The sequence below is a fragment of the Butyrivibrio sp. genome, assembly GCF_017433805.1.
GTDB lineage: Bacteria > Bacillota > Clostridia > Lachnospirales > Lachnospiraceae > Butyrivibrio.
On sequence record NZ_JAFRGN010000011.1, the window covers coordinates 1 to 24,859 of the forward strand.

Here is a 24,859-nt window from a genome sequence, read left to right on the forward strand (position 1 = left end):
AAAACCTGCTAAGAAAAGTCAAGAATCAATTTCTTTTCCCAACAGGTTTTCTTTTTGCCTTGTCCTTATTATTTTTGTGTACACTAAAAAGGCTGACTTTCATCAGCCAATAATAAGCCGTGTTTTTACTTTTTCATGCTTTGTAGACTTCGCTTACACGAGCATAGTAAATTCGCAGGAACTTGTTTAATCCCGCTATCTTAGCCTGACGTTTTGATTTTCCCTCGGCCTCTTTCTTAAGAATAAACCGGTATACTGCATCATCCTCAGGAGCTTTGTGTGTTTTCAAGACTCTCATGGTTTCATAGCCAATCTTACGTAACACTTTTGATCCGCGCTTACTAATCTTTCGATTGGTTCCCACAAATTGGCCGGATTCATAGGGCGGTGCATCTATACCTGCAAATGCAATAAGTGCCTTACCACTATGAAACCTTCTTACATCGCCTATCTCCGCAATCAGTTTAGGCGCCAATACATCTCCAACGCCTCCCATCGCTCGTACGGTTTCATATTCAGGAAGTGTCTTTGCCAGTTCTTTCATTCGTGTTATTATCTTCAGTAAGGTACTGTCGATTTCTCGAAGTACCCTTACGGCTTCCAATACCAGCATTTTGGTCGATGGGGTATTGGCAGACAATGTCGAGATACCATCAGATGCAAGATCATAAAGCTCAGCTGCTTTTGACCTGTTCTGGTGGTATTTCTTTTCTGCAGCCCAGGAAATATAGTCCTCAATGAAATCTTCCTTGGTCATCGCGGTTATGTTGTCGAAATGCCAGTATCTCTCTACAAAATCGCTTAACTTATCCTTTCCGTTGCTCTCATTCCAACTATGGAATTCTTTCTTGACTCCAGGCATTGTATAATCCAGCATATGCGTTAATTCAAGCAGTGCCTTTACGTGAAGCTCCATGTAATGACAATACTGTCTTCCTAGCAGTTTTAGTTCGGAATACACATCATCGCGTCCTTGATGGTTCTCCAACCGATACCAGTTATCAATCCCATAGTTCGCAATGGTGATTGAATCTTGCTTATCCGTCTTTACTCTTCTAAGCCCTCTGGACGCGTACTCCTTCATTTCAAATGGGTTAATCACTGCCACAAAAAAATTCTGATTCTGAAGTACAGACAACATCGGTAAATGATATATGCCGGTTGCCTCCATAACAATACGAATTTCCCCATCCAGCCTCTGAATCATTTGAGTCAGATTCTTCAGTTCGCTCTCTGTGTGCATTACCTCAAAAGGGCTTGCTACAATCTCACCATAAGGCTTCAGTATGCACACTGTGCTCTTTCCCTTTGAAACATCAATACCTACGCTGATCATACATAACCTCCTGTACTTGAATTAGTAATTGTTTACCACCCACACTTATTACCATTCATTTTAGTTGGTTACGCGGGAGCGAATCCCTACCTGCTTAAGCGAATACTTATAATAAGGGGTTGGCTGACAGTTTTTATTGCCGGATGTGATAATCCAAAAAGAGCCTCGCCATACCAATTACTCCCCTTATTATAAAAAATAAGTGCAGATGTCAGAGGTAATTACTCTCTAACAACTACACTTTTATGGTACTAAAAAAGAACACCGAAGTGTTCTTGGTAAATCTTCAAGAACGGAATTGATGCTGGCACCGCTTCCGCTGAAAACCTCGAAGGTTTTCGTTCGTTGTAAAAGTATATCACAAACACTTAGTCTTAACAAAGGCAATTATATCATCGTTCTTTTCCATAATTGCCTCATCTGACTCTAAATCTTCGATAGACATCCATTTATACTTATCACCAGATAAGTTATCAGGAATATCGTCAATCTGAACTTTATAAAGCTTATGATTATAAATCTTGTAAATCTTATCGCTCACAGAATATTTGCAATGTTTAGCAGTTGTAACATAGGTGGTATCTATATCCTTATGAAGTAACTCACTAGCAAAATGGTCTACATTCGACTTATTATCTTCAGCAGTTCTTGTGTATGGAAACAGCCAGCACTCCCATCTTTCATCATAAATCTGTAGAAACTGTCCTTGTGAATTCTGAACTGCCAATAATGAAAACTCATGGAAGCTCTTGGTCTGTATCTCTGCAACCAATTGCAATATCTTGGCTGCATCTCGTTCTGAAAGATTACCTATCTTTCTATCCATGAACCACTCAGTGATACTTACTATCTTGTCTATTCTAGCCCATGATGGCTTAGTTAGTCCTGTACTCTGCCAGTCTTCAATATCTATACTGAATGGGTTATCCTTATCTTTGCTAGTCACGTAAACAGCCAAAATTGCAATAGTATCATCATCTAATACGATTGCTGGCCTACGCTTTTCATAATCCTTATCCCCAAATGGAAAATGAATCCACCAGACTTCACCAACATTATACTTTCCCACGCTTTAAAACCTCTTGCTCGTATATTTCATCCCATTCATCATCGAGGATCCAATCATCATCCGGAGGAAGATCTTCGATTCTTACAGCGTTTTTGTGTAATAATTCTCTGTTCTCTTTAAGAAACTCCTTATAATCTTCAACAGATCTAATATTAGCCATAGAATCCTCCTTTCTGGATACTCATGAAGAATAAACAATGATCTTGACAACCATTGTTATTTATTTTAACACATAACAAAAACAAGTTGTATATATAATTATTATCGACAAAACATAGCTAGAATTGCACCATGACTCCACCTTACAAAGGCGCATAAATACTGCCTTTTAGAAAAAACTCAAAATTTTTAGAGCCAAATTAGAGCCAGTGACCATTTTAAGCCAGATTGTATACAAAAAAACAGCTTCCAGAGAAACTCTGGAAGCTGCATAAAATCTAGGTTTGTTAAGATTACTCTACGATTGTAGCAACCTTACCTGATCCAACTGTACGTCCACCCTCACGGATAGCGAACTTAAGACCCTGCTCCATAGCGATTGGGTGAATAAGCTCGATAGACATTGTTACGTGGTCACCAGGCATGCACATCTCAACACCATCTGGAAGGTTGCAGACACCTGTAACGTCAGTTGTTCTGAAGTAGAACTGAGGTCTGTAGTTTGTGAAGAAAGGTGTATGACGGCCACCCTCATCCTTTGTAGGTACGTAAACCTCTGCTGTGAACTTTGTGTGGCATGTAACTGTGCCAGGCTTTGTTACAACCTGACCTCTCTGGATGCCGTCACGGTCAACACCACGAAGACGAAGACCAACGGTGTCACCAGCTTCGCAGTACTCCCTAGTCTTTCTGAACATCTCGATACCAGTACATACTGACTTAGCTGTCTCTTCCTTGATACCAACGATTTCGATTTCGTCGTTGAGGTTAAGGTGACCTCTCTCTACTCTACCAGTAGCAACTGTTCCACGTCCTGTGATTGTGAATACGTCCTCAACAGGCATAAGGAAAGGCTTATCTGTCTCACGAGTAGGTTCAGGGATGTACTCGTCAACTGTGTTCATGAGCTCGATGATCTTCTCGCCCCACTCGCTCTTAGGATCCTCAAGAGCCTTAAGAGCTGAACCACGGATGATTGGTGTATCATCTCCAGGGAACTCATACTCTGTAAGAAGGTCTCTGATCTCCATCTCAACGAGGTCAAGAAGCTCTGGATCGTCAACCATATCGCACTTGTTCATGAATACGATGATGTAAGGAACGCCTACCTGACGAGCAAGAAGAACATGCTCCTTTGTCTGAGCCATAACACCATCAGTAGCAGCTACAACGAGGATAGAACCATCCATCTGAGCAGCACCTGTGATCATGTTCTTAACGTAGTCAGCGTGACCTGGGCAGTCAACGTGAGCATAATGTCTCTTCTCTGTCTCGTACTCGATGTGAGCAGAGTTGATTGTGATTCCTCTTTCCTTCTCTTCAGGAGCCTTATCGATCTGATCGAATGCTACTGCAGGGCTGAATCCTCTATCAGCAAGTACTGCTGTGATAGCAGCTGTAAGAGTTGTTTTACCATGGTCAACGTGTCCGATTGTACCAATGTTAACGTGTGGTTTGCTTCTGTCAAACTTAGCTTTTGCCATTTCTAAATATCCTCCTTAAGTGAAATGTTATCCAACATTTTCATACATAATTTAACCGACTATATCGATTATATTAAATGTTTGCCGCTAAATCAAGCATTTTGCTAGATTTAAACGGCAAAACATTTATATTTTAATTAGTTGCCCTTGTTTGAAAGGACTTTATCCTGTACGTTCTTAGGAACTGGAGCGTACTTCTCAAAGAACATTGAGTAGTTACCACGTCCCTGTGTTCTAGAACGAAGGTCTGTAGCATATCCGAACATCTCAGCAAGTGGCACATGTGCTCTAACGATCTTACCACCACCAAGGTCGTCCATACCTTCAACCTGTCCACGACGAGAGTTAACGTCACCGATAACATCTCCCATGTACTCTTCAGGCATTGTTACTTCAACCTTCATGATAGGCTCAAGAAGAACAGGAGCACCCTTCTGCATAGCATCCTTGAACGCCATAGAACCAGCGATGTGGAATGCCATTTCTGAAGAGTCAACTTCGTGGTATGATCCGTCGTAAACTGTTGCATGAACACCAACTACTGGATATCCACCAAGTGTACCAGCCTTCATAGCCTCTTCGATACCTTCGCTGATTGGCTGGATGAATTCCTTAGGAATAGCACCACCAACAACTTCGCTATCAAACTGGTAAAGATTGTCGCCGTTTGCATCCATAGGCTCGAAACGAACCTTACAGTGTCCGTACTGACCACGTCCACCGGACTGCTTAGCATACTTAGACTCAACGTCTACAGCCTTTGTAAGAGCTTCTCTCTAAGCAACCTGAGGAGCACCTACGTTAGCCTCAACCTTGTACTCTCTAAGAAGTCTGTCAACGATGATATCAAGGTGAAGCTCACCCATACCAGCGATGATTGTCTGACCTGTCTCAGTGTTTGTATGAGCTCTGAATGTAGGATCTTCTTCAGCAAGCTTCATAAGAGCCTCATCAAGCTTCTGCTGACCAGCCTTAGTCTTAGGCTCGATAGCAAGCTCGATAACAGGATCAGGGAACTCCATAGACTCAAGGATTACAGGGTTCTTCTCGTCACAGAGAGTATCACCAGTTACTGTGTTCTTAAGACCAACAGCAGCAGCGATATCACCTGAGTAAACCTTCTCAAGGTCTGAACGCTTGTTAGCGTGCATCTGAAGGATACGTCCAAGACGTTCCTTTGTGTCCTTTGTACTGTTAAGTACATAAGAACCTGAATTTGCAGTACCACGATATACACGGAAGAATGCAAGCTTTCCTACGAATGGATCGCTGACAATCTTGAATGCAAGAGCTGCAAATGGGCCATCATCTGTTGAAGCAACCTCAATTTCGTTACCGTCAAGGTCTGTTCCCTTACAAGCAGGGATATCAATAGGTGAAGGCATGAACTCGATGACAGCATCGATGAGCTTCTGGATACCTCTGTTCTTGTGGGCAGAACCACAGCAAACAGGGAATGCCTTACACTCGCAAGTTGCCTTACGAAGTGCAGCCTTAAGCTCGTCAATTGAAGGCTCCTCACCCTCAAGATACTTCATCATAAGGTCCTCATCGAGGTCGCAGATCTTCTCAACGAGCTCTGAGTGATAAAGCTCAGCATCATCCTTGAGATCAGCAGGGATTTCACCAATCTGAACATCCTCACCCTTATCACCATTGTAGATGTAAGCCTGCATCTCGAAAAGGTCGATAACTCCCATGAACTGATCCTCAGCTCCGATAGGAATCTCGATCATAATAGCATTTTTCTTAAGTCTATTTCTGATCTGCTCAACAGCTCCGAAATAGTTTGCTCCAATGATATCCATCTTGTTGATGAATGCCATACGAGGAACATTAAATCCGTCAGCCTGACGCCATACGTTCTCAGACTGAGGCTCAACGCCTTCCTTAGCGCTGAATACACCTACAGCACCATCAAGTACTCTAAGTGAACGCTCAACCTCAACGGTGAAGTCAACGTGTCCAGGTGTATCAATGATGTTGATACGGTGCTCAAGAGCGCCTGGCTTTGTCTTACCGTTCTGCTGAAGTGTCCAGTGGCAAGTTGTAGCTGCAGATGTGATTGTGATACCTCTTTCCTGCTCCTGAGCCATGTAGTCCATGGTAGCAGTACCTTCGTAAGTCTCACCAATCTTATAGTTTACACCGGTATAGTAAAGAATACGCTCTGTAAGTGTAGTCTTACCAGCATCAATATGAGCCATAATACCAATGTTTCTGGTTCTCTCCAATGGGTATTGTCTATCAGCCAAAGGTTCTTCCTCCTAATTAAATCTAAACACACATCTCTACGCTGCAGATTAGAATCTGTAGTGTGAGAACGCCTTGTTTGCTTCTGCCATCTTGTGCATATCTTCCTTACGCTTTACAGCTGCACCAGTGTTGTTGTATGCATCCATAATCTCTGAAGCGAGTCTATCTACCATAGTCTTCTCGCCTCTAGCGCGTGAAAAGTTTACAAGCCAGCGAAGTGCAAGAGCCTGACGTCTGTCTGGTCTAACCTCGATTGGAACCTGGTATGTAGCACCACCGATACGTCTAGCCTTAACCTCGAGAGCAGGCATGATGTTATTCATGGCTCCTTCGAATACTTCAAGAGCAGGCTTACCAGCCTTCTCCTCTACCTGTGCGAATGCTCCGTATACGATCTTCTGAGCTACGCCCTTCTTACCATCAAGCATAACTGTGTTAACAAGCTTAGTAACAACCTTGTTATCGTATAAAGGATCCGCTAATACGTCACGTTTTACAATATGTCCTTTACGCGGCACGGTTCTTCCCTCCTTTAGAATTGCAATGATTATAATAAAGTCACTGCTTACTATAAATCATCGGTACTCACTAATCTTAGTGTTCGTGCGGTTTTCTAACTTAGAAAAAGAAATACTACCCATACTGGATGGGGTCTAACTTATTACTATGTTAAAAGAATCCCAACACTTATAAAATTAGATTTTTAGTTAATAGATTACTTAGACGCCTTAGGTCTCTTAGCGCCATACTTAGAACGAGCCTGTTTTCTGTCGGCTACACCTGCTGTATCAAGAGTACCACGGATGATGTGATATCTTGTACCAGGTAAATCCTTAACTCTTCCACCACGGATAAGAACAACGCTATGCTCCTGAAGGTTGTGTCCCTCACCAGGAATGTAGCTTGTTACCTCAATACCGTTAGAAAGACGTACTCTGGCGATCTTTCTCAGAGCAGAGTTAGGCTTCTTAGGTGTAGCTGTCTTAACAGCTGTGCAGACACCACGCTTCTGAGGAGAAGCTGTAGCAGTTGCCTTCTTATGAAGAGAGTTGAAGCCCTTCTGAAGAGCAGGTGCTGTAGACTTCTTAACAGATGTCTGACGACCCTTTCTAACTAACTGGTTAAATGTTGGCATTCTTTTTACCTCCTATTTTAATATATGTATCGTCGAGTAGGTTATCTACTCGCTGCCCAACTCGCTTACGCGAGTGTGTGCAAAAGACAAAGGGGCAGAATTTCACCCCTTTGTCGATACACGCAATTATGAATTATAAATACTATCATTTTGGTTGTCAACTAAATTTTTTATGGCAACCGCTTTAGTAAATGTTTATAAATTACTCTTCATCATCTGCAACAGTAAGCTCATCATCCTCGATGTCTTCTGCTACATCAATGAACTCGTCATCGAAGTCTCTTTTTCTCTTCTTGAGAATGAGCTTCTCAGGATCCTTGAAGTTAACATCTGTATTAAGAGTTGTGTTTCTATATCTCTTCATACCTGTTCCAGCAGGAATCAGCTTACCGATGATAACATTCTCTTTAAGTCCGATAAGTGGATCAACCTTACCCTTGATAGCAGCATCTGTAAGAACCTTAGTTGTCTCCTGGAAGGAAGCAGCTGAGAGGAATGAGTTAGTTGCAAGAGCAGCCTTAGTAATACCAAGGATTACCTGCTTGCCTTCAGCTGGCTTCTTGCCATCTGATACAAGTGCCTCATTGCTATCCTCGAAATCAAGGACATCTACAAGAGTTCCTGGAAGGAATTCTGTATCACCGCTCTCATCGATTCTTACCTTCTTAAGCATCTGACGTACGATAACCTCAATATGCTTATCGCAGATATCAACACCCTGCAGACGGTAAACTCTCTGAACTTCTCTAAGGAGATAATCCTGTACTGCACGGATTCCCTTAATCTTAAGAAGATCGTGTGGGTTAACTGAACCCTCTGTAAGCTCGTCACCAGCTTCGATTGTGACTCCGTCCTGAACCTTAATTCTTGATCCATAAGGAATCAGATAAGCCTTAGACTCACCTGTCTCATCGTTAGTAACGATAACTTCACGCTTCTTCTTGGTATCTCTGATCTCAACCTTACCGTCAAGCTCTGAGATAATAGCAAGTCCCTTAGGTTTTCTAGCTTCGAAAAGCTCTTCTACTCTAGGAAGACCCTGTGTGATATCACCACCGGCAACACCACCAGTATGGAAAGTTCTCATTGTAAGCTGTGTACCAGGCTCACCGATTGACTGAGCAGCGATGATACCAACTGCCTCACCAACCTGAACTGCCTCACCAGTAGCCATGTTAGCACCGTAGCACTTTGCACAGATACCGTTGTGTGAACGGCATGTGAGGATTGTACGAATCTTAACAGCCTCAACTGGCTCTCCCTTAGCATTAACACCTACTGAAAGGATCTTAGCTGCACGTGATGGAGTAATCATGTGGTTCTTCTTAACGATTACGTTTCCATCTTTATCTTTAATAGTCTCGCAAGAATATCTTCCTGTGATTCTATCCTTTAATGGCTCGATAGTTTCCTTGCCATCCATGAATGCCTTAACTGTCATTCCAGGAATTACTTCCTTGTCTGCGCAGCAATCAACATCACGAATGATAAGTTCCTGTGATACGTCAACCATTCGACGTGTCAGGTATCCTGAATCGGCTGTACGAAGAGCTGTATCTGACAGACCCTTACGAGCACCATGAGCTGACATGAAGTACTCCAGAACGTCAAGACCTTCACGGAAGTTTGACTTGATAGGAAGTTCGATTGTACGACCTGTTGTATCAGCCATAAGTCCACGCATACCTGCAAGCTGTTTGATCTGCTGGTTACTTCCTCGAGCACCAGAGTCAGCCATCATGTAGATGTTATTGTACTTATCAAGACCAGCAAGAAGTTCTTCTGTGAGCTTCTTATCTGTCTCCATCCAAGTATCAACAACTGCACGGTAACGCTCTTCATCTGTAATAAGACCACGACGGTAGTTAGCAGCAATCTTATCAACTGTAGCCTGTGCTTCATCAAGCATTGCCTGCTTCTGCTTAGGCACTGTCATATCTGCGATAGAAACAGTCATGGCAGCACGAGTTGAATAGTGGTAACCTGTGTCCTTAATCTTATCAAGTACTTCTGCAGTAGCAAATGTACCATGTGTATTGATAATAGCAGTGATGATCTGCTTGAGCTGCTTCTTACCAACCATGAAGTCTACTTCAAGTTTGAAGAAGTTCTCTGGATCTGATCTGTCTACGAAACCAAGATCCTGAGGAATAAGCTCGTTAAAGAGGAATCTTCCGAGTGTTGACTCTACAATACCTGTAGACTCTACACCATCAGCATCCTTCTTGTTGATTCTGATCTTAATTCTTGACTGAAGTGTGATGTATCCATTCTCATAAGCAAGAATAGCTTCATCAACGTTCTTGAAGCACTTACCCTCTCCAAGAGCTCCAGGTCTTTCCTGTGTAAGATAGTAGATACCAAGTACCATATCCTGTGTAGGAACATTAACTGGGCCACCATCTGAAGGCTTAAGAATATTGTTAGGTGAGAGCATAAGGAATCTGCACTCAGCCTGAGCTTCAACTGACAATGGAAGATGTACAGCCATCTGGTCACCGTCGAAGTCGGCGTTGAAAGGTGTACATACAAGTGGATGAAGCTTAATAGCCTTACCTTCTACAAGAATAGGCTCAAATGCCTGAATACCAAGTCTGTGAAGTGTGGGGGCACGGTTCAGCATAACTGGATGCTCTTTAATTACATCCTCAAGTACATCCCAAACCTGCTCATCAAGACGCTCTACAAGCTTCTTGGCATTCTTAATATTCTGAGAAATTCCTCTTGAAACCAGTTCCTTCATAACGAAAGGCTTGAAAAGCTCGATAGCCATTTCCTTAGGAAGACCACACTGGTAAATCTTAAGTTCTGGTCCTACTACGATAACTGAACGTCCTGAGTAGTCTACACGCTTACCAAGGAGGTTCTGACGGAAACGACCTGACTTACCCTTAAGCATATCTGAAAGGGACTTAAGAGCTCTGTTACCAGGGCCTGTTACAGGTCTGCCTCTTCTACCGTTATCGATAAGAGCATCAACAGCTTCCTGAAGCATTCTCTTCTCGTTACGTACGATGATATCTGGTGCGCCGAGATCAAGAAGTCTCTTAAGACGGTTATTTCTGTTGATAATTCTTCTATAAAGATCGTTAAGATCTGATGTTGCGAAACGACCACCATCAAGCTGTACCATAGGACGAAGATCTGGTGGAATTACAGGAATGCAATCCATGATCATCCATGCTGGCTCATTTCCAGACTCTCTGAAAGCTTCTACAACCTCAAGTCTCTTGATGATTCTTGCTCTCTTCTGTCCGCTTGATGTATCAAGTCCTTCTTTTAATTCTGCGTATTCCTTCTCAAGGTCGATATCAAGAAGAAGTTCCTTAATGGACTCAGCACCCATTCCTGCACGGAACTTGCCGCCCCACTCTTCTCTTGCATCCTGATATTCCTTCTCAGAAAGAACCTGCTTGTACTCAAGTGTTGTCTCACCTGGATCAAGTACTATATAAGAAGCAAAGTAAAGAACCTTCTCAAGTACACGAGGTGAAAGGTCAAGGATAAGTCCCATTCTGCTAGGGATTCCCTTGAAGTACCAAATGTGTGATACAGGAGCTGCAAGCTCGATGTATCCCATTCTCTCACGACGAACGCTGCTCTTTGTGATCTCTACGCCACAACGATCGCAGACAACGCCCTTATATCTAATCTTCTTGTACTTACCACAGTGACATTCCCAGTCCTTGGTAGGTCCAAATATTTTCTCACAGAACAGACCGTCTCTCTCAGGCTTAAGTGTTCTGTAGTTGATTGTCTCTGGCTTAGTAACCTCACCGCTATGTGGATCATTGTCGTTTCTATGAGCCCAACTTCTGATCTTCTCAGGTGATGCAAGTCCAATCTTGATAGAATCAAATGTCATTGGCTGATAAACCTGCTGAAGAGTGCTGCCTCTGCCATTTGAAGCTTCATTTATTGCTTTATTCATTGTTGAATCAGACATTCGTAACCTCTTTTCTATATGTTAATGTGAGTTTAAGTTACAGCAATCTGCCTGACCGGGAAAATCCCGGCTAGGCAGTTTATTTCTGATTACTCATCATCAGATGAATCAAAATCCTCAAATGAATCCTCTGACTCAAATTCATCTGCATCTTCAGCTTCTGCTACAAGCTCGCCGCTCTCATCGAAGTGCTGCTTGGAATAGCCATTAGCTTCAAAAGATTCCTGGCTGTAATCGCGTGCATTCTCGCCTTCCATTTCAAAGCGATAATCTGAATCTGTGTAATCAACGCTCTCCATAATTTCTACTTCAGTGTTATCTTCACGAAGTACCTTGATATCAAGACCAAGGGACTGAAGCTCTTTAAGAAGAACCTTGAATGATTCTGGAACGCCAGGTTCAGGAATGTTATCACCCTTAATAATTGCCTCGTAGGTCTTAACACGTCCTACAACATCATCAGACTTAACTGTAAGAATTTCCTGAAGTGTGTAAGCTGCACCATAAGCCTCGAGAGCCCAAACTTCCATTTCTCCGAAACGCTGTCCACCGAACTGAGCTTTACCACCCAGAGGCTGCTGTGTTACGAGAGAGTAAGGACCAGTTGAACGAGCATGGATCTTATCGTCAACCAGGTGATGGAGCTTGAGATAATGCATGTGTCCGATAGTTGTTGGGCTATCAAACTTCTGTCCTGTTCTACCATCACGGAGCTGTACCTTACCGTCTGATCTGATTGGAACACCCTTCCAGAGCTCTCTGTGATCTCTGTTCTCATACAGGTAATCCATAATCTCAGGATGTACAAGATCCTTGTACTTAGCCTGGAACTCATCCCATGTGCTATTTACATAGTCATTAGCAAGTTCAAGTGTATCCTGAATATCTATTTCGTTAGCACCATCAAAGATTGGTGTAGCGATGTTAAATCCAAGTGCCTTGGCAGCAAGAGAAAGGTGAATCTCAAGGACCTGTCCGATATTCATACGGGAAGGAACGCCAAGAGGATTAAGTACGATATCAAGTGGTCTACCATTTGGAAGATATGGCATATCCTCAATAGGAAGTACACGTGATACGACACCCTTGTTACCATGACGACCAGCCATCTTATCACCTACAGAGATCTTTCTCTTCTGTGCGATATAGATACGAACTGCCTGATTAACACCAGGTGAAAGCTCATCGCCGTTATCTCTTGTAAATACCTTAGCATCTACAACAATACCATACTCACCGTGAGGAACCTTAAGAGATGTATCTCTAACCTCTCTAGCCTTCTCACCGAAGATAGCTCTAAGGAGTCTCTCTTCTGCAGTAAGCTCTGTCTCGCCCTTAGGTGTTACCTTACCAACAAGGATATCACCGGCACGAACCTCGGCACCGATACGGATAATTCCGCGATCGTCAAGATCCTTAAGAGCATCGTCACCTACGCCTGGAACGTCACGAGTGATTTCTTCTGGTCCGAGCTTAGTCTCACGAGCTTCTGCCTCATACTCCTCAATATGTACAGATGTATAAACATCGTCACGTACAAGTCTCTCTGAAAGAAGAACAGCGTCCTCGTAGTTGTAACCTTCCCATGTCATGAAACCAATAAGAGGGTTCTTACCAAGACCAAGTTCTCCCTGTGATGTTGAAGGACCATCTGCGATAACCTGTCCTGCCTCAACATGATCACCCTTGAATACGATAGGTCTCTGGTTGTAGCAGTTACTCTGGTTAGATCTCTGGAACTTAATAAGATGGAACTCTTCCTTCTCACCATCATCATATGTAATCTGAATAAGCTTACTGTCAACAAAATCGATAGTACCAGCTTTTCTGGCAACTACGCATACACCTGAGTCAACAGCTGCCTTTCTCTCCATACCTGTTCCAACAGCAGGAGCCTCTGTCATAAGAAGTGGCACCGCCTGACGCTGCATGTTTGATCCCATGAGGGCACGGTTAGCATCGTCGTTCTCAAGGAATGGGATAAGTGCTGTAGCAACTGAGAATACCATTCTAGGTGATACGTCCATGTACTCAACTGCTGTCTTAGGATACTCAGATGTCTCTTCTCTGAAACGTCCTGATACAGTCTTCTTAACGAAATGGCCTTCCTCATCAAGTGGAGTATTAGCCTGAGCTACATGGTAGTTATCCTCTTCGTCAGCTGTAAGGTACTCAACCTCATCAGTAACTCGTGGATTCTCTGGATCTGTTCTATCAACTACACGATATGGAGCCTCTACGAAACCATAGTCGTTAACTCTTGCATAGCTTGCAAGTGAGTTGATAAGACCGATGTTAGGACCTTCAGGTGTCTCGATAGGACACATACGTCCATAGTGAGTATAGTGTACGTCTCGAACCTCGAATCCGGCTCTATCTCTTGAAAGACCACCAGGACCAAGGGCAGAAAGACGTCTCTTATGTGTAATCTCACTAAGAGGGTTGTTCTGATCCATGAACTGTGACAGCTGTGATGATCCGAAGAACTCCTTAACAGCTGCCTGTACAGGCTTAATGTTAATAAGTGTCTGAGGAGAAACTTCCTCTGTATCATGAGTTGTCATTCTCTCACGAACAACTCTCTCAAGTCTTGAAAGACCGATTCTGTACTGGTTCTGAAGAAGCTCACCTACGCAACGGATACGTCTGTTACCAAGGTGATCGATATCATCATCGTTACCAATACCATACTCAAGATGGATATTGTAGTTAATAGATGCAATGATATCTTCCTTAGTGATGTGCTTAGGAATAAGCTCATGCACACGCTTCTTAATTGTATCTGCAAGTCCCTCAGGATCGTTCTTGGCTGTGTACTCGTCAAGAATCTCCTTAAGTACTGGATAATATACATCCTCATTGATTCCAAGCTCTACAGGATCACACTCGATGAAGTGTGTGATGTCTACCATCATATTAGAAAGAACCTTAACGTTTCTCTCCTCTTCCTGTAAAAGAACATAAGGAATAGCCGCATTCTGAATCTCTGTAGCAAGAGCACGGTCAACCTTAGTACCAGCAGATGCGATCATCTCACCTGTTGTCTCGTCAACTACATCCTCTGCAAGAACATGTCCATTGATACGGTTCTTGAAGTGTAACTTCTTATTGAATTTGTATCTACCAACCTTAGCAAGGTCATATCTTCTAGGATCGAAGAACATAGCGTTGATAAGGCTCTCTGCACTCTCAACACTAAGTGGCTCACCAGGACGGATCTTTCTATAGAGTTCAAGAAGACCGCTCTGATAATCTGTAGAAGAATCCTTGGAGAAACTTCCCTGAATCTTAGGCTCATCGCCGAAGAGTTCAAGAATCTCCTCGTTTGATCCGATGCCAAGAGCTCTGATAAGAACGGTTACAGGAACCTTTCTTGTTCTATCTACTCTTGCATAGAATACATCGTTAGGATCGGTCTCGTACTCAAGCCATGCACCTCTGTTAGGGATAACAGTGCAAGCCATAAGCTCCTTACCGATCTTATCGTATGTAATATCATAATAAATACCGGGTGAACGAACTAACTGGCTGACGATAACTCTTTCTGCGCCATTGATGACAAAGGTACCTGTAGCTGTCATAAGAGGAAGATCGCCCATGAAAATCTCATGTTCTGTGATCTCATCTTTCTCCTTATTATGAAGACGTACCTTAACCTTCAAAGGTGCAGCAAATGTTGCATCTCTCTCCTTGCATTTCTCAATCGTGTTTTTGTTCTTGTCAATCTCATCCTCGCAAAGTTTGAAATCAACAAATTCCAGACTGAGCTTGCCGCTGTAGTCCTCAATTGGAGAAATATCGTCGAAGACTTCCTTTAAGCCTTCGTCAAGAAACCACTGATATGAATTCTTCTGTACTTCAATCAGGTTTGGCATCTCCAGGACTTCCTTCTGACGCTGGAAACTCATACGAATGTTTTTACCAGCACCGGTAGGATGTAATCTGTTTTTTTCCATTGACATTCACCCCGTTCTAAATTTTATTTTTTGCGGTAAAATAGGCATTTTGGAGTACTTTTAAAAAAGTGCGCAAAAAGGCCCACCACACCACAATAGTGCACCCTAAATCATACTGCAAAGAAATTTTGTTGTCAAGAACTTTTTGAAAGAACAAAAAGAGCCAGGTTATTTCTAACCTGACTCTCAACATTCTTAATAAGGATGGATTACTTAAGAGTAACCTTTGCGCCCTCAGCCTCAAGCTTAGCCTTGATGTCATCAGCCTCTGCCTTAGAAGCGTTCTCCTTAACCATCTTAGGAGCTCCATCAACGAGATCCTTTGCTTCCTTAAGTCCAAGACCTGTAAGCTCACGAACAACCTTGATAACCTTAACCTTGTTAGGACCAACCTCTGTAAGCTCTACGTTGAACTCAGTCTTCTCTTCACCAGCTGCTGCTGCGCCAGCGCCTGCTGCTGCAACTACAACGCCTGCTGCTGCAGATACGCCGAACTCTTCCTCACAAGCCTTTACAAGATCATTTAACTCGAGCACTGTAAGCTCTTTGATAGCATCGATAAATTCTGCTGTTGTTAACTTTGCCATTATTATATACCTCCATATAGTATAATTTCTAAATTTGTTTTGTTGTTATAACTTACTAAATTGTACAGATTACTCTGCTGCAGGTGCTTCTGCAGGAGCTTCTTCTGTAGCTGGAGCCTCTGCTGTCTCAGCAGGTGCTTCCTCAGCAGCTGGAGCTGCCTCGCCACCTTTCTCTGCGATCTGATTGATAACGCGAGCGAAGTTTGCGATAGGTGACTGCATAGAACCAAGCAATCTTGAAAGAAGAACTTCCTTTGAAGGGATTGTAGCGATGTCAGTCATTGCTGTTGCGTCATAGAATTTACCTTCTATAACACCACCCTTAATCTCAAGAGCCTTAGCCTTCTTAGCAAACTCGTAAAGTACACGAGCTGGAGCTGCTGGATCTGTCTCAGATACAGCCATTGCGCTAGGACCATTTAAGAGGTCTGAAAGCTGCTCGAAGTCTGTTCCCTTGAATGCGAAGTTCATCATCGTATTCTTGTAAACCTTGTATGAAACGCCTTCTTCACGAAGTTTCTTACGAAGCTCAGTATCCTGTGCTACTGTAAGTCCGCGGTGATCTACAAGTACGACTGCCTGAGCGTCTTTGATCTTCTCTGAAATCTCAGCTACTACAGGCTGTTTAAGTTCAACCTTTGCCATTTTTTTACCTCCTTATAGAATGTACCGCCGAAAAAAAACCTCTCGAAGACATCGAGAGGTAAAAAAGTCTAATCAAACTTTTCCTCGGCAGGCGATTTCTCATTATGTTCCTCATAAAGGAACACCTGCTGTCTTCGGCCGGTTGTCTCTTAGTTTTATCTGACAACCTTGTATAAATTAGCACATTATTTTTTTATTGTCAACAGTTTTTTATTTACTCCAAATCAATACACCGTTTTCATCAAAGATGTATTTGTGGAACCATCTGGTGAGTTCGCCGACATACATATTACCATTCTTGTCAAAGTAGTAGGTGTTCTCTCCGATTGTTATCATCTTATCCTTAGCCTGCTTACCACTGTCAAGAAAGTAGTACATCTTGTCATCGATGAACTTCTGTCCGTAAACCATGACACCCTTTTCATCGTAGTAATATGTAGATCCATATCTTTCAAGCCAGCCATATACCATATCGCCATCATTATTGAAGAAATATTTGTTATCACCAACTGTTACATTGCCATTCTTGAACATTACACCATCCTCTTTAAAGAAATGGTATGCTCCGTCAACATTGACAAGACCTTTTTCCATATCACCATTTTCATCGAAGTGATATGTTCTGAAATACTTGGTGAGCCAGCCTGTGATCATCTTACCATCAGCACCAAAGTAATGTTTCTTATCACCATCATCAACAAATACATTTGTCTTTCTGACACCTTTTTCATCGAAGTAATATGTTGCGCCATCTATAGTGCAGATTCCAGTTGCATTGGTTCCATCAGCAAGAACAAAGTATGTTCTTCCATATTTCGTAAACCATGTTCCTTCTTCTGCAACAGGTTTCTCGGGCTCTACTGGTTCTGGATCTGCTGGTTCAGGCTCAACAATTTCCTCTGAGCTTGCTTCTGATGCAGCTTCACTTGATGCTTCTCCTGCTGCCTCTGAACTAGACTCTGATGCTGCCTCACTTGATGCCTCGCCAGCTGCTTCTGAACTTGCCTCTGATGCAGCTTCACTTGATGCCTCTCCTGCTGCCTCTGAGCTCGCCTCTGATGCTGCCTCGCTTGATGCCTCAGTTGCAGGATCATCGTTACCAGGCTCTTCCTCAGCAGGCTTTTCATTTGATACATATTCGATATAGAAAAGATTCTCTACATCCTTCTTGGTCAGTTCATGGCTTCCTGCTGTAATATCAAGAGTCATTACATTAGTCGCCTCTTTAACTGCTTCTCCATCAAGCTTGATTGATGAATCCTTATCTCCAAATACGAGAATAAGCTTACCATCTGAAGGAGCTGTGAACTTAACTTTGGTCTTGCTCTCAATCTTGAGGCACTGTGTGAGGAGCTTACCCTCATATGTCACAGTTCCCTTAGCAGTAGAAAGAGCACCTTCTATTGTGTAGAAATCACTGTCCTTACCAGATGCAGTAAAGTTATGTACGTAGCTGGTCACATTAACAGGTGTTTCTTCGTGTCCTTCGCCTGAGTTCTCAGATGAAGCTTCGCCAGAAGCCTCTGATGATGACTCACTTGCGCCGGAATTCTCTGATGAAGCATCTGAAGAAGCCTCTCCTGCTCCCGAATTCTCTGATCCGCTTCCATTACCAGCAACAGATCCGCCACCAACCGCGATCATGCTAGTCTGGTATGAATTAAGCGCTGCCTTGAGCGCCTTATTTACGCTGTAATCTGTATCATCAACTTCATTGTTGAACTGCCAGCTAAAATCTCCACCATTTTCTCTACCTGCGAAGGCTGTTACTTTCTCTTTTGCCTCCTCTGGTGAATCAGCTGAATATGAATACATGATTCCTGATGTGTCAAAATTATTGTAAGAAGTCTTGCCCTTATAAGCAACTACTTCAGCTGGAACCTGCTCATCAGCAGATGCTACTTCATAAGCATCAAACTCTGTACTGTTCTCCTGATATGTTACGTAAGACTGAGCGCCTTCGATGTAGTTGTTAAAAGACTTGATGATACCGCCATCCTCACTTGAGAATGTGCCGTAATCTTCATTTCTTGTAAGAGTCTCCCAGTCAGCCATAACGTCTGAGCCCTGCTCAGAAATAAGCATTGGGAACTTGCAGTTTCTATAATAGTTGCCCTCTACAAAAGCAGAAGCACCCATTGTTACACCAACACCATACTTGGAATTGCCGTCGTAATAGTTATTGTAGATATGAACACTGCAGGTTCTGATACGAGGATGTCTGGAATCAGAATGATCATACCAGTTGTGGTGGTATGTAATGTAATTCTCAGTAGACTCTGACTTCATACCCTGAAGGTTACTCTTACCTGTGTCATAAAAGTGGTTATAGGAATGAGTAACAAATGTTGACTTCTTGGTATCAAGAGCTCCATCACCCTTAGCCTGGTCAGCATCGCCGCCTGCAAGTCCATAGAAGAAATCGCAGTTATGAACCCAGATGTGATCATTACTCTGCTGAAGTCCGAGATCATCACCCTCAGAGCTATCACAGTTCATGAAGCCAAGGTTTCTTACTTCAATGTTAGAAGCATTCTTGATTCTAAGTCCCCATCCATCAGCTGTAGCGTCTTCGCCTACACCTTCAAATGTGATTCCACAAGATACTCTTTTGTTATCGCCGCTTCCGCTAATAACAATATCGCCACCTTCCATTGTGGCAAAGTCTGTAATCTGACCAACAAATCTCACATCAAGAGGACGTGAGTCGTAGCCTTTCTTATAAAGGTTCAGGATATTCTGAAGTCCTGTACCTGCAGTTGTAGCACCCTTAGCATTAGTAACCACATCCATAGTTACTGTATCCTTGGTGTCCTTAGTAATATAAAGAACTACCGCATCACTTCTAAGTGTTCCGTCGCTGTTATAAGCGCCGTTTGAACTTCCGTTAACAAACGCGAAACCTGATCTGTCATGGCTCTGAACATATACAGAATCAGTTGATACCGCCTGATCAGCCTGCTCCTGGCCATCTTCTACAGGAACTACGGTAAAAGAATAATTACCTGCAGCAAGTCCCATGGCATCAGCTCTGTAATACTGACCAGCATCACCTGAGTAAAGACGAATCAGCTCATCATCAAGCTGTACCTCGCCATTATCTCCTCTGACATAAACGTTGTAACCCGTTGCATCCCCTGATGCATTCCATGTTACAAAAGCGGATTCAAGCCATCCGCCAGCCCCTGTTACTACAGGTGCAGAAACTGCAGCTGATGCAGTAACTTTTGTACCAGCAAGTGCAGCAGTAGTCAAAAGAACTCCTGCCATAGCCAGTCCAAGTCTGGATCTAAACTTTTTCCCCAACATTACGACCTCCCTTTTTTCATTGAAATGTTAATTAATAGCAAAGACCACCTGCAATCCCCATTACAGATGGTCTGCTCCGTTATTTAATCATAATGTTTAGTCAAAAGAGATTCAATGCTTTTATGTAAGCGTTTACAGAGAAAATATAAAGCTAAATTTGTTGATTATATACAATTGAATTTTGGAAGGGATTACATTTGAAAATAAAAAAGAAGGAAATGGCTACATACAGCCATTTCCTTCAATAAATCATCTCACATGAATTGTTTCAAAACTAGCTTCGAACGCTTCCGTGCAATCATCGTCCTCAGCCCTCTGATAAGCTATAGTAAATACGCGATATTTGGACAGCACAATGTATACGGTCTGATGAACCATCTCTTCTTCTGCCGCCTGATAGGATGTTTCTATCTTATAGCCTGGATAGCCATCAACCTTTATGTTAGTAAACGTATCAACAGTAAAGCCAACATCTTGGCCATATTCCTTGGCATACGCAGCAGACATTTGAGATTCATATATCTCTTTTGTCAGATTCATAGACTCATCTTCTATGAGCTTTGCACCAGACTCCTGCAATTCCTGACGCTCACGATTAGTGAGAACTCTATCCTGTCCGTTGTCATAAACACTGTATTTGATCGTAGATGATTCCATCGGACTATTCACGTTAACAAACAGTCCCTTTTCCTCCCCCGGAACAAACTCAGGTGGTATAACAAAAGAACACTGAACAGCAGCATTCAGATCATTTGCAGCTTCTGCATTCACTGTGCCAATACTAAACATAGATAACAGCAGTATAAGACACAATATCCCCGTAAACATAGTTATCAAGCCTCGTAGCTGTCAATAAGCTCAAGAGAATGCTCTTCATTCATCTTCTTGCACATTGCTACAAGAGCATCAAGAGGAACGTTCTGAATCTGCTTGTTAGAACCGCGTACGTTGATTGATACTGTTCCTTCAGCAGCTTCCTTATCACCAATTACAAGAATGTATGGATCCTTGTAGTTCTTGTACTTCTTGATTTTCTCCTTCATGTTGTTGTCAGAGTAATCTGCCTCAACACGAACTCCTGCATCCATAAGAGCCTTCTCAACCTTCTTAGCATACTCGTTATGCTCAAGACGGATAGGAACGATACCTACCTGATATGGGCTGAGCCAGAATGGGAATACACCCTTGAAGTTCTCGATGATGATACCAATAAATCTCTCAAGTGATCCGTAGATAGCTCTGTGAATAACTACAGGCATCTGCATTGAACCATCCTGAGCCTGGTATGTAAGGCCAAAGTTGTGAGGAAGCTGGAAGTCAAGCTGTACTGTACCGCACTGCCACTCTCTTCCAAGAGCGTCCTTGATCTGAAGGTCAATCTTAGGGCCATAGAAAGCACCATCACCCTCGTTGATCTCGTATCCGCCTTCGCCGTACTTCTCATCAAGGATTTCCTTAAGAGCAGCCTCAGCTCTGTTCCATACCTCGATGTCACCCATGAAGTCCTCAGGTCTTGTTGAGAACTCAGCTCTGTATGTAACACCGAATGTTGAATAGATCTCATCAGCGATTGCAATTACGTCAGCAATCTCTTCCTTGATCTGTGATTCCATTACGAATGTATGGTCATCATCCTGACGGAACTCCTGAACACGGAAAAGACCGTTCATCTGTCCAGATTTCTCCTTACGGTGAAGTACATCGTACTCACTGTAACGGATAGGGAGCTCTTTGTAAGAATGATTTGTTCTCTTATATGTCATCATGGCATTAGGACAGTTCATTGGCTTAGCTGCCATTGTGTCATTCTGCTCACGGTTATAGATTACAGAACCAGCCTGGATCTTAATGTTCTTAGGCTCTTCTGTTGGATCGTTGTTATTCTCAAGTACGCCAGGAATCTCAGCGTCAGCCTTAAGCCATCCTGATACGCCTGGAACCATGAACATGTTGTTTACATAGTGAGCCCAGTGTCCACTGATAAGCCAAAGCTTCTTGTTGTTAACAAGAGGAGCTGCGATTTCAGTGTAACCATGTCTCTCCTGTACTTCTCTTGAGTATTTAAGAAGTGCCTGGTACATCTTCCATCCTCTTGGAAGCCAGTAAGGCATACCAGGAGCTGTCTCATCAAACATGAAAAGATCAAGCTCTGCACCGATCTTCTTGTGATCTCTCTCAAGTGCTTCCTGAATCATCTTGATGTGCTTCTTGAGCTCATCCTTGCTTGGGAAAGCATAAAGATAAATTCTGGAAAGCTGATCTCTCTTCTCGTCGCCTCTCCAGTATGCATCAGATACAGACTTAACCTGGTATGATACGTTCATAAGCTCCTGAGAATTCTCAACGTGAGGTCCGCGGCAAAGATCCACATAGTCCTCACCTGTATAGTAAACTGTGATGATTTCATCCTCTGGAAGGTCGTTGATAAGCTCTGTCTTGAATTTCTGATCCTTGAACATTTCAAGTGCTTCCGACTTTGAAACCTCTTTACGTGTCCAATCCTCTCTTCTCTTGATGATTTCACGCATCTTATCTTCGATGGTCTTGAAATCCTCCTGAGTTACAGCCTTAGGAAGAACGAAATCATAGTAGCAACCATCATCAATCTGAGGTCCGATTGCATACTGAACTTCCTTGCCATAAAGCTCAATAACAGCCTTAGCCAACACGTGCGCCATTGAATGGCGGTAAACTTCTAAAAACTCTTCTTTATTCATTTGTTTTCCTTTCTTGCAATACCTACCGGGTAATGCGCTAAAAAATATTAATGTATCATAACAAATGGCATCACTTCTTCATGATGCCAATTTATTATCTCTGGAAACTATGATGCTTAAGCATTTTTGCCGTGGCACTTCTTGTACTTCTTACCACTTCCGCATGGACATGGATCGTTAGGATATACCTTGTTCTCTTTTCTTACTGTGTGAGAAGCCTTCTCTTCCTTGTAAAGCTCTTTAAGCTTATCCTCATCGAAGATTGACTTCCACTCCTCAAGGCCATAGAGCCAGTCTGCACCAGCTGCTACCATGTTCTTGTAAAGAAGCTCCTTGTCAAAGCCAAGGTTAACCTCTGTGTCCTCAGTCATATCGTCAATTGGATTCTGCTCCTTAAGTGAGTCATTGATACCATCAAGGAATCCAACCATATACATAAGCTCAACGCCGTACTTCTCAGCAAGACCCTTAACTGTGCCTGTAACTACCTCGTCAGGATTCTTGAGAAGCTGTGCGTAGATATCGCGTTCCTTCTGAAAATAATCTGTCCATAATCTCTGAAGATCGCCCTTGTTGGCTGTCTCAGAATAGGCTTTGTCACGCCACTCTTGTAATAATGCCATAACTAATACTCCATTTCTTATATAAAAAAATTATTATTTGCATGTTTCTAAATGCACGTATGCATTATTTTAATATATTTACCAATATATGTAAACATTAGAACAAACACCCAGTATTTTACGCATTCACAGGAAGTTCTACGTAAAAACAACTTCCCTGTCCCAGGGTACTCTCGCACCAGATCCTGCCCTGATGCTGTCCTACAATGCTCTTCACTATGGAAAGTCCAAGTCCACTGCTACTCTCTCCGCCAGGTGTTCTGGCGCCGCTTACTCTATAGGTTCTGTCAAAAATATGATCTATTGCATCCTCTGGAATGCCAATGCCTGTATCTCTTACATAAAACACAGCTGAATCAGAGGTAGTATCAACCCCCAGCTCAATCTCTGCGCCATCTTCAGAATACTTTCTTGCATTGGTAAAAAGATTATCCAGTACTCTGCTCATCTTGCCAACGTCAATCATCACATCCCTGTCATAGTCCTCAGGCACACTAAACACAAGCTCTCTTTTCGCAAACCTGTCATCTATCTGGGCTGCAAAAAAGTATTCCTCTAGGAACTGTGTCAATGGAATCCTCTGCACTTTAAGCTCATCTCTGCCATTTTCAAGACAGGTAAGATAGTAGAGATCCTGAACCAGTACTTCCAGTGTCTGCGCTCTGTTATCGATGAGCCTTATCATATCTGCCAGTTCCTCCGGAGAAACAGCACTGCCCTCTCCTTTGGCCTTGATATAATCTATAGCGCTTCTGATTGCAGTAAGAGGGGCCCTCAGATCGTGTGAGATATTCTCAAGCATAATCTTTCTCTCAAGCTCTGCTTCCTGTAATTTAGCATTTGCTTCTAGTAACTTCTTGGATAACTCTGCAACAGTATTGCTGTCTACCCCTGGTTGTTCAAATCTTCTTTTATCTGCCACTGGCTTACCCCTCAAAATGCATTATTCATGCTTAACAAGCTTATAGCCCTTAGACCACACAGTTTCTATAAGATTATCTATTCCGCTCTGATCCTGAATCTTCTTGCGAAGTCTGGATACATTGACCATAACGTTCCTTCTGTCAGCCTCTATGTATGTTCCCCACAGCTTGATTCCAATCTCTTCAAAAGAAATCTCTCTGTTGGCATTCTGTGCCAGAAACAGCATAAGGTCATACTCTTTATTGGAAAGAGGTATCTCTGTTTCTTCAAAGAATAACTTGTGCTGCTCTCTGTCTACATAAAAAGGATCCAGATCAATTATCATATCATCCGCTTTTTTAGCTGACTTCTGCGTATTTCTCTTGATGTTAGCTACAATTCTGACATAGACTTCTCTAAGGCTATAAGGCTTTTCGATATAATCATCCCCGCCCGCTTCAAAGCCTTCTATCTTGTCATCCTCAGATACTTTTCCAGAAAGAAACAGAACCGGAACATTTGTAATATGTCTTATCTGTCTGCAAAGCGTATATCCATCTAGCTCTGGCATCATTACATCCAGCAAAATACAGTCTGGTTTGAACTTCTCGATCATTCCAAGTGCATTCCTTGATTTGGAACAAACCTCCACTTTGCAGTTCTTTTCCTCGAAGAACTTCTTATTTATCTCCAATACTTCAAGATCATCATCCACCATAAAAATCTTGTACATA

16 protein-coding genes, 1 pseudogene and 1 other annotated feature are annotated in these 24,859 nt (G+C 42.7%); all 17 genes and pseudogenes read right to left on the reverse strand.

Features of this window, described 5'->3' with window-relative positions; genetic code table 11:
- Positions 1-133 precede the first annotated feature (133 nt).
- Positions 134-1,336, reverse strand: coding sequence for an IS110 family transposase (locus IJI01_RS02450; RefSeq protein ID WP_292185362.1), 1,203 nt, complete (start codon positions 1,334-1,336; stop codon positions 134-136).
- Positions 1,337-1,694: 358 nt separating this feature from the next.
- A complete protein-coding gene (locus IJI01_RS02455; RefSeq protein ID WP_292185364.1) occupies positions 1,695-2,405 on the reverse strand; it encodes a type II toxin-antitoxin system PemK/MazF family toxin in 711 nt (236 codons plus the stop codon).
- Positions 2,392-2,565 (reverse strand): hypothetical protein, encoded by a 174-nt coding sequence (locus IJI01_RS02460; RefSeq protein ID WP_199712414.1) that lies wholly within the window; start codon positions 2,563-2,565, stop codon positions 2,392-2,394. Before IJI01_RS02460 ends, IJI01_RS02455 begins: the two co-directional genes overlap by 14 nt.
- A gap of 292 nt (positions 2,566-2,857) precedes the next feature.
- On the reverse strand, positions 2,858-4,048 hold the full coding sequence (tuf, locus tag IJI01_RS02465) for an elongation factor Tu (RefSeq protein ID WP_292185370.1): 1,191 nt from the start codon (positions 4,046-4,048) through the stop codon (positions 2,858-2,860).
- Positions 4,049-4,185: 137 nt separating this feature from the next.
- Positions 4,186-6,303: pseudogene (gene fusA / locus IJI01_RS02470) on the reverse strand (elongation factor G).
- Positions 6,304-6,351: 48 nt separating this feature from the next.
- The gene (gene rpsG, locus IJI01_RS02475; RefSeq protein WP_013281752.1) at positions 6,352-6,822 is read right to left on the reverse strand and encodes a 30S ribosomal protein S7; all 471 of its coding nucleotides are present in this window, start codon (positions 6,820-6,822) and stop codon (positions 6,352-6,354) included.
- Positions 6,823-7,019: 197 nt separating this feature from the next.
- Positions 7,020-7,439, reverse strand: coding sequence for a 30S ribosomal protein S12 (gene rpsL / locus IJI01_RS02480; RefSeq protein ID WP_013281753.1), 420 nt, complete (start codon positions 7,437-7,439; stop codon positions 7,020-7,022).
- A gap of 202 nt (positions 7,440-7,641) precedes the next feature.
- Positions 7,642-11,370 (reverse strand): DNA-directed RNA polymerase subunit beta', encoded by a 3,729-nt coding sequence (rpoC, locus tag IJI01_RS02485; protein ID WP_292185782.1) that lies wholly within the window; start codon positions 11,368-11,370, stop codon positions 7,642-7,644.
- Between the two features lie 104 nt (positions 11,371-11,474).
- Positions 11,475-15,341 (reverse strand): DNA-directed RNA polymerase subunit beta, encoded by a 3,867-nt coding sequence (rpoB, locus tag IJI01_RS02490; protein ID WP_292185375.1) that lies wholly within the window; start codon positions 15,339-15,341, stop codon positions 11,475-11,477.
- A gap of 209 nt (positions 15,342-15,550) precedes the next feature.
- Positions 15,551-15,928 (reverse strand): 50S ribosomal protein L7/L12, encoded by a 378-nt coding sequence (gene rplL / locus IJI01_RS02495; RefSeq protein ID WP_013281756.1) that lies wholly within the window; start codon positions 15,926-15,928, stop codon positions 15,551-15,553.
- A gap of 69 nt (positions 15,929-15,997) precedes the next feature.
- Positions 15,998-16,573: a 50S ribosomal protein L10 gene (gene rplJ / locus IJI01_RS02500; protein WP_292185378.1), complete on the reverse strand. Its 576-nt coding sequence runs from the start codon at positions 16,571-16,573 to the stop codon at positions 15,998-16,000.
- A gap of 23 nt (positions 16,574-16,596) precedes the next feature.
- Positions 16,597-16,729 (reverse strand) — a sequence feature (ribosomal protein L10 leader region).
- A 54-nt stretch (positions 16,730-16,783) separates the two neighbouring features.
- Positions 16,784-19,882 carry a pectate lyase family protein gene (locus IJI01_RS02505; protein WP_292185381.1) on the reverse strand — a complete coding sequence of 1,033 codons (3,099 nt, stop codon included), beginning with the start codon at positions 19,880-19,882 and terminating at the stop codon, positions 16,784-16,786.
- A 249-nt stretch (positions 19,883-20,131) separates the two neighbouring features.
- Positions 20,132-20,710, reverse strand: a complete 579-nt coding sequence (locus tag IJI01_RS02510) for a hypothetical protein (RefSeq protein ID WP_292185385.1) — start codon at positions 20,708-20,710, stop codon at positions 20,132-20,134.
- A 5-nt stretch (positions 20,711-20,715) separates the two neighbouring features.
- Positions 20,716-22,599, reverse strand: a complete 1,884-nt coding sequence (locus IJI01_RS02515) for a threonine--tRNA ligase (protein WP_292185389.1) — start codon at positions 22,597-22,599, stop codon at positions 20,716-20,718.
- A gap of 116 nt (positions 22,600-22,715) precedes the next feature.
- The gene (locus tag IJI01_RS02520; RefSeq protein WP_029233694.1) at positions 22,716-23,222 is read right to left on the reverse strand and encodes an SEC-C metal-binding domain-containing protein; all 507 of its coding nucleotides are present in this window, start codon (positions 23,220-23,222) and stop codon (positions 22,716-22,718) included.
- Positions 23,223-23,340: 118 nt separating this feature from the next.
- The gene (locus tag IJI01_RS02525; protein ID WP_292185395.1) at positions 23,341-24,144 is read right to left on the reverse strand and encodes a sensor histidine kinase; all 804 of its coding nucleotides are present in this window, start codon (positions 24,142-24,144) and stop codon (positions 23,341-23,343) included.
- Between the two features lie 21 nt (positions 24,145-24,165).
- Complete coding sequence (locus IJI01_RS02530) at positions 24,166-24,858, reverse strand: response regulator transcription factor (protein WP_292185397.1); 693 nt, start codon at positions 24,856-24,858, stop codon at positions 24,166-24,168.
- Position 24,859: the final 1 nt, after the last annotated feature.

Bases quoted from the DNA above. Each gene is read 5' to 3' on its own strand.
- rpoB (WP_292185375.1), bottom strand. From the start codon at position 15,341: ATGGAAAAAAACAGATTACATCCTACCGGTGCTGGTAAAAACATTCGT.
- IJI01_RS02450 (WP_292185362.1), bottom strand. From the start codon at position 1,336: ATGATCAGCGTAGGTATTGATGTTTCAAAGGGAAAGAGCACAGTGTGC.
- IJI01_RS02505 (WP_292185381.1), bottom strand. From the start codon at position 19,882: ATGTTGGGGAAAAAGTTTAGATCCAGACTTGGACTGGCTATGGCAGGA.
- IJI01_RS02530 (WP_292185397.1), bottom strand. From the start codon at position 24,858: ATGTACAAGATTTTTATGGTGGATGATGATCTTGAAGTATTGGAGATA.
- IJI01_RS02460 (WP_199712414.1), bottom strand. From the start codon at position 2,565: ATGGCTAATATTAGATCTGTTGAAGATTATAAGGAGTTTCTTAAAGAG.
- IJI01_RS02520 (WP_029233694.1), bottom strand. From the start codon at position 23,222: ATGGCATTATTACAAGAGTGGCGTGACAAAGCCTATTCTGAGACAGCC.
- IJI01_RS02510 (WP_292185385.1), bottom strand. From the start codon at position 20,710: ATGTTTACGGGGATATTGTGTCTTATACTGCTGTTATCTATGTTTAGT.
- rplL (WP_013281756.1), bottom strand. From the start codon at position 15,928: ATGGCAAAGTTAACAACAGCAGAATTTATCGATGCTATCAAAGAGCTT.
- tuf (WP_292185370.1), bottom strand. From the start codon at position 4,048: ATGGCAAAAGCTAAGTTTGACAGAAGCAAACCACACGTTAACATTGGT.
- rpoC (WP_292185782.1), bottom strand. From the start codon at position 11,370: ATGAATAAAGCAATAAATGAAGCTTCAAATGGCAGAGGCAGCACTCTT.
- rplJ (WP_292185378.1), bottom strand. From the start codon at position 16,573: ATGGCAAAGGTTGAACTTAAACAGCCTGTAGTAGCTGAGATTTCAGAG.
- IJI01_RS02515 (WP_292185389.1), bottom strand. From the start codon at position 22,599: ATGAATAAAGAAGAGTTTTTAGAAGTTTACCGCCATTCAATGGCGCAC.
- rpsL (WP_013281753.1), bottom strand. From the start codon at position 7,439: ATGCCAACATTTAACCAGTTAGTTAGAAAGGGTCGTCAGACATCTGTT.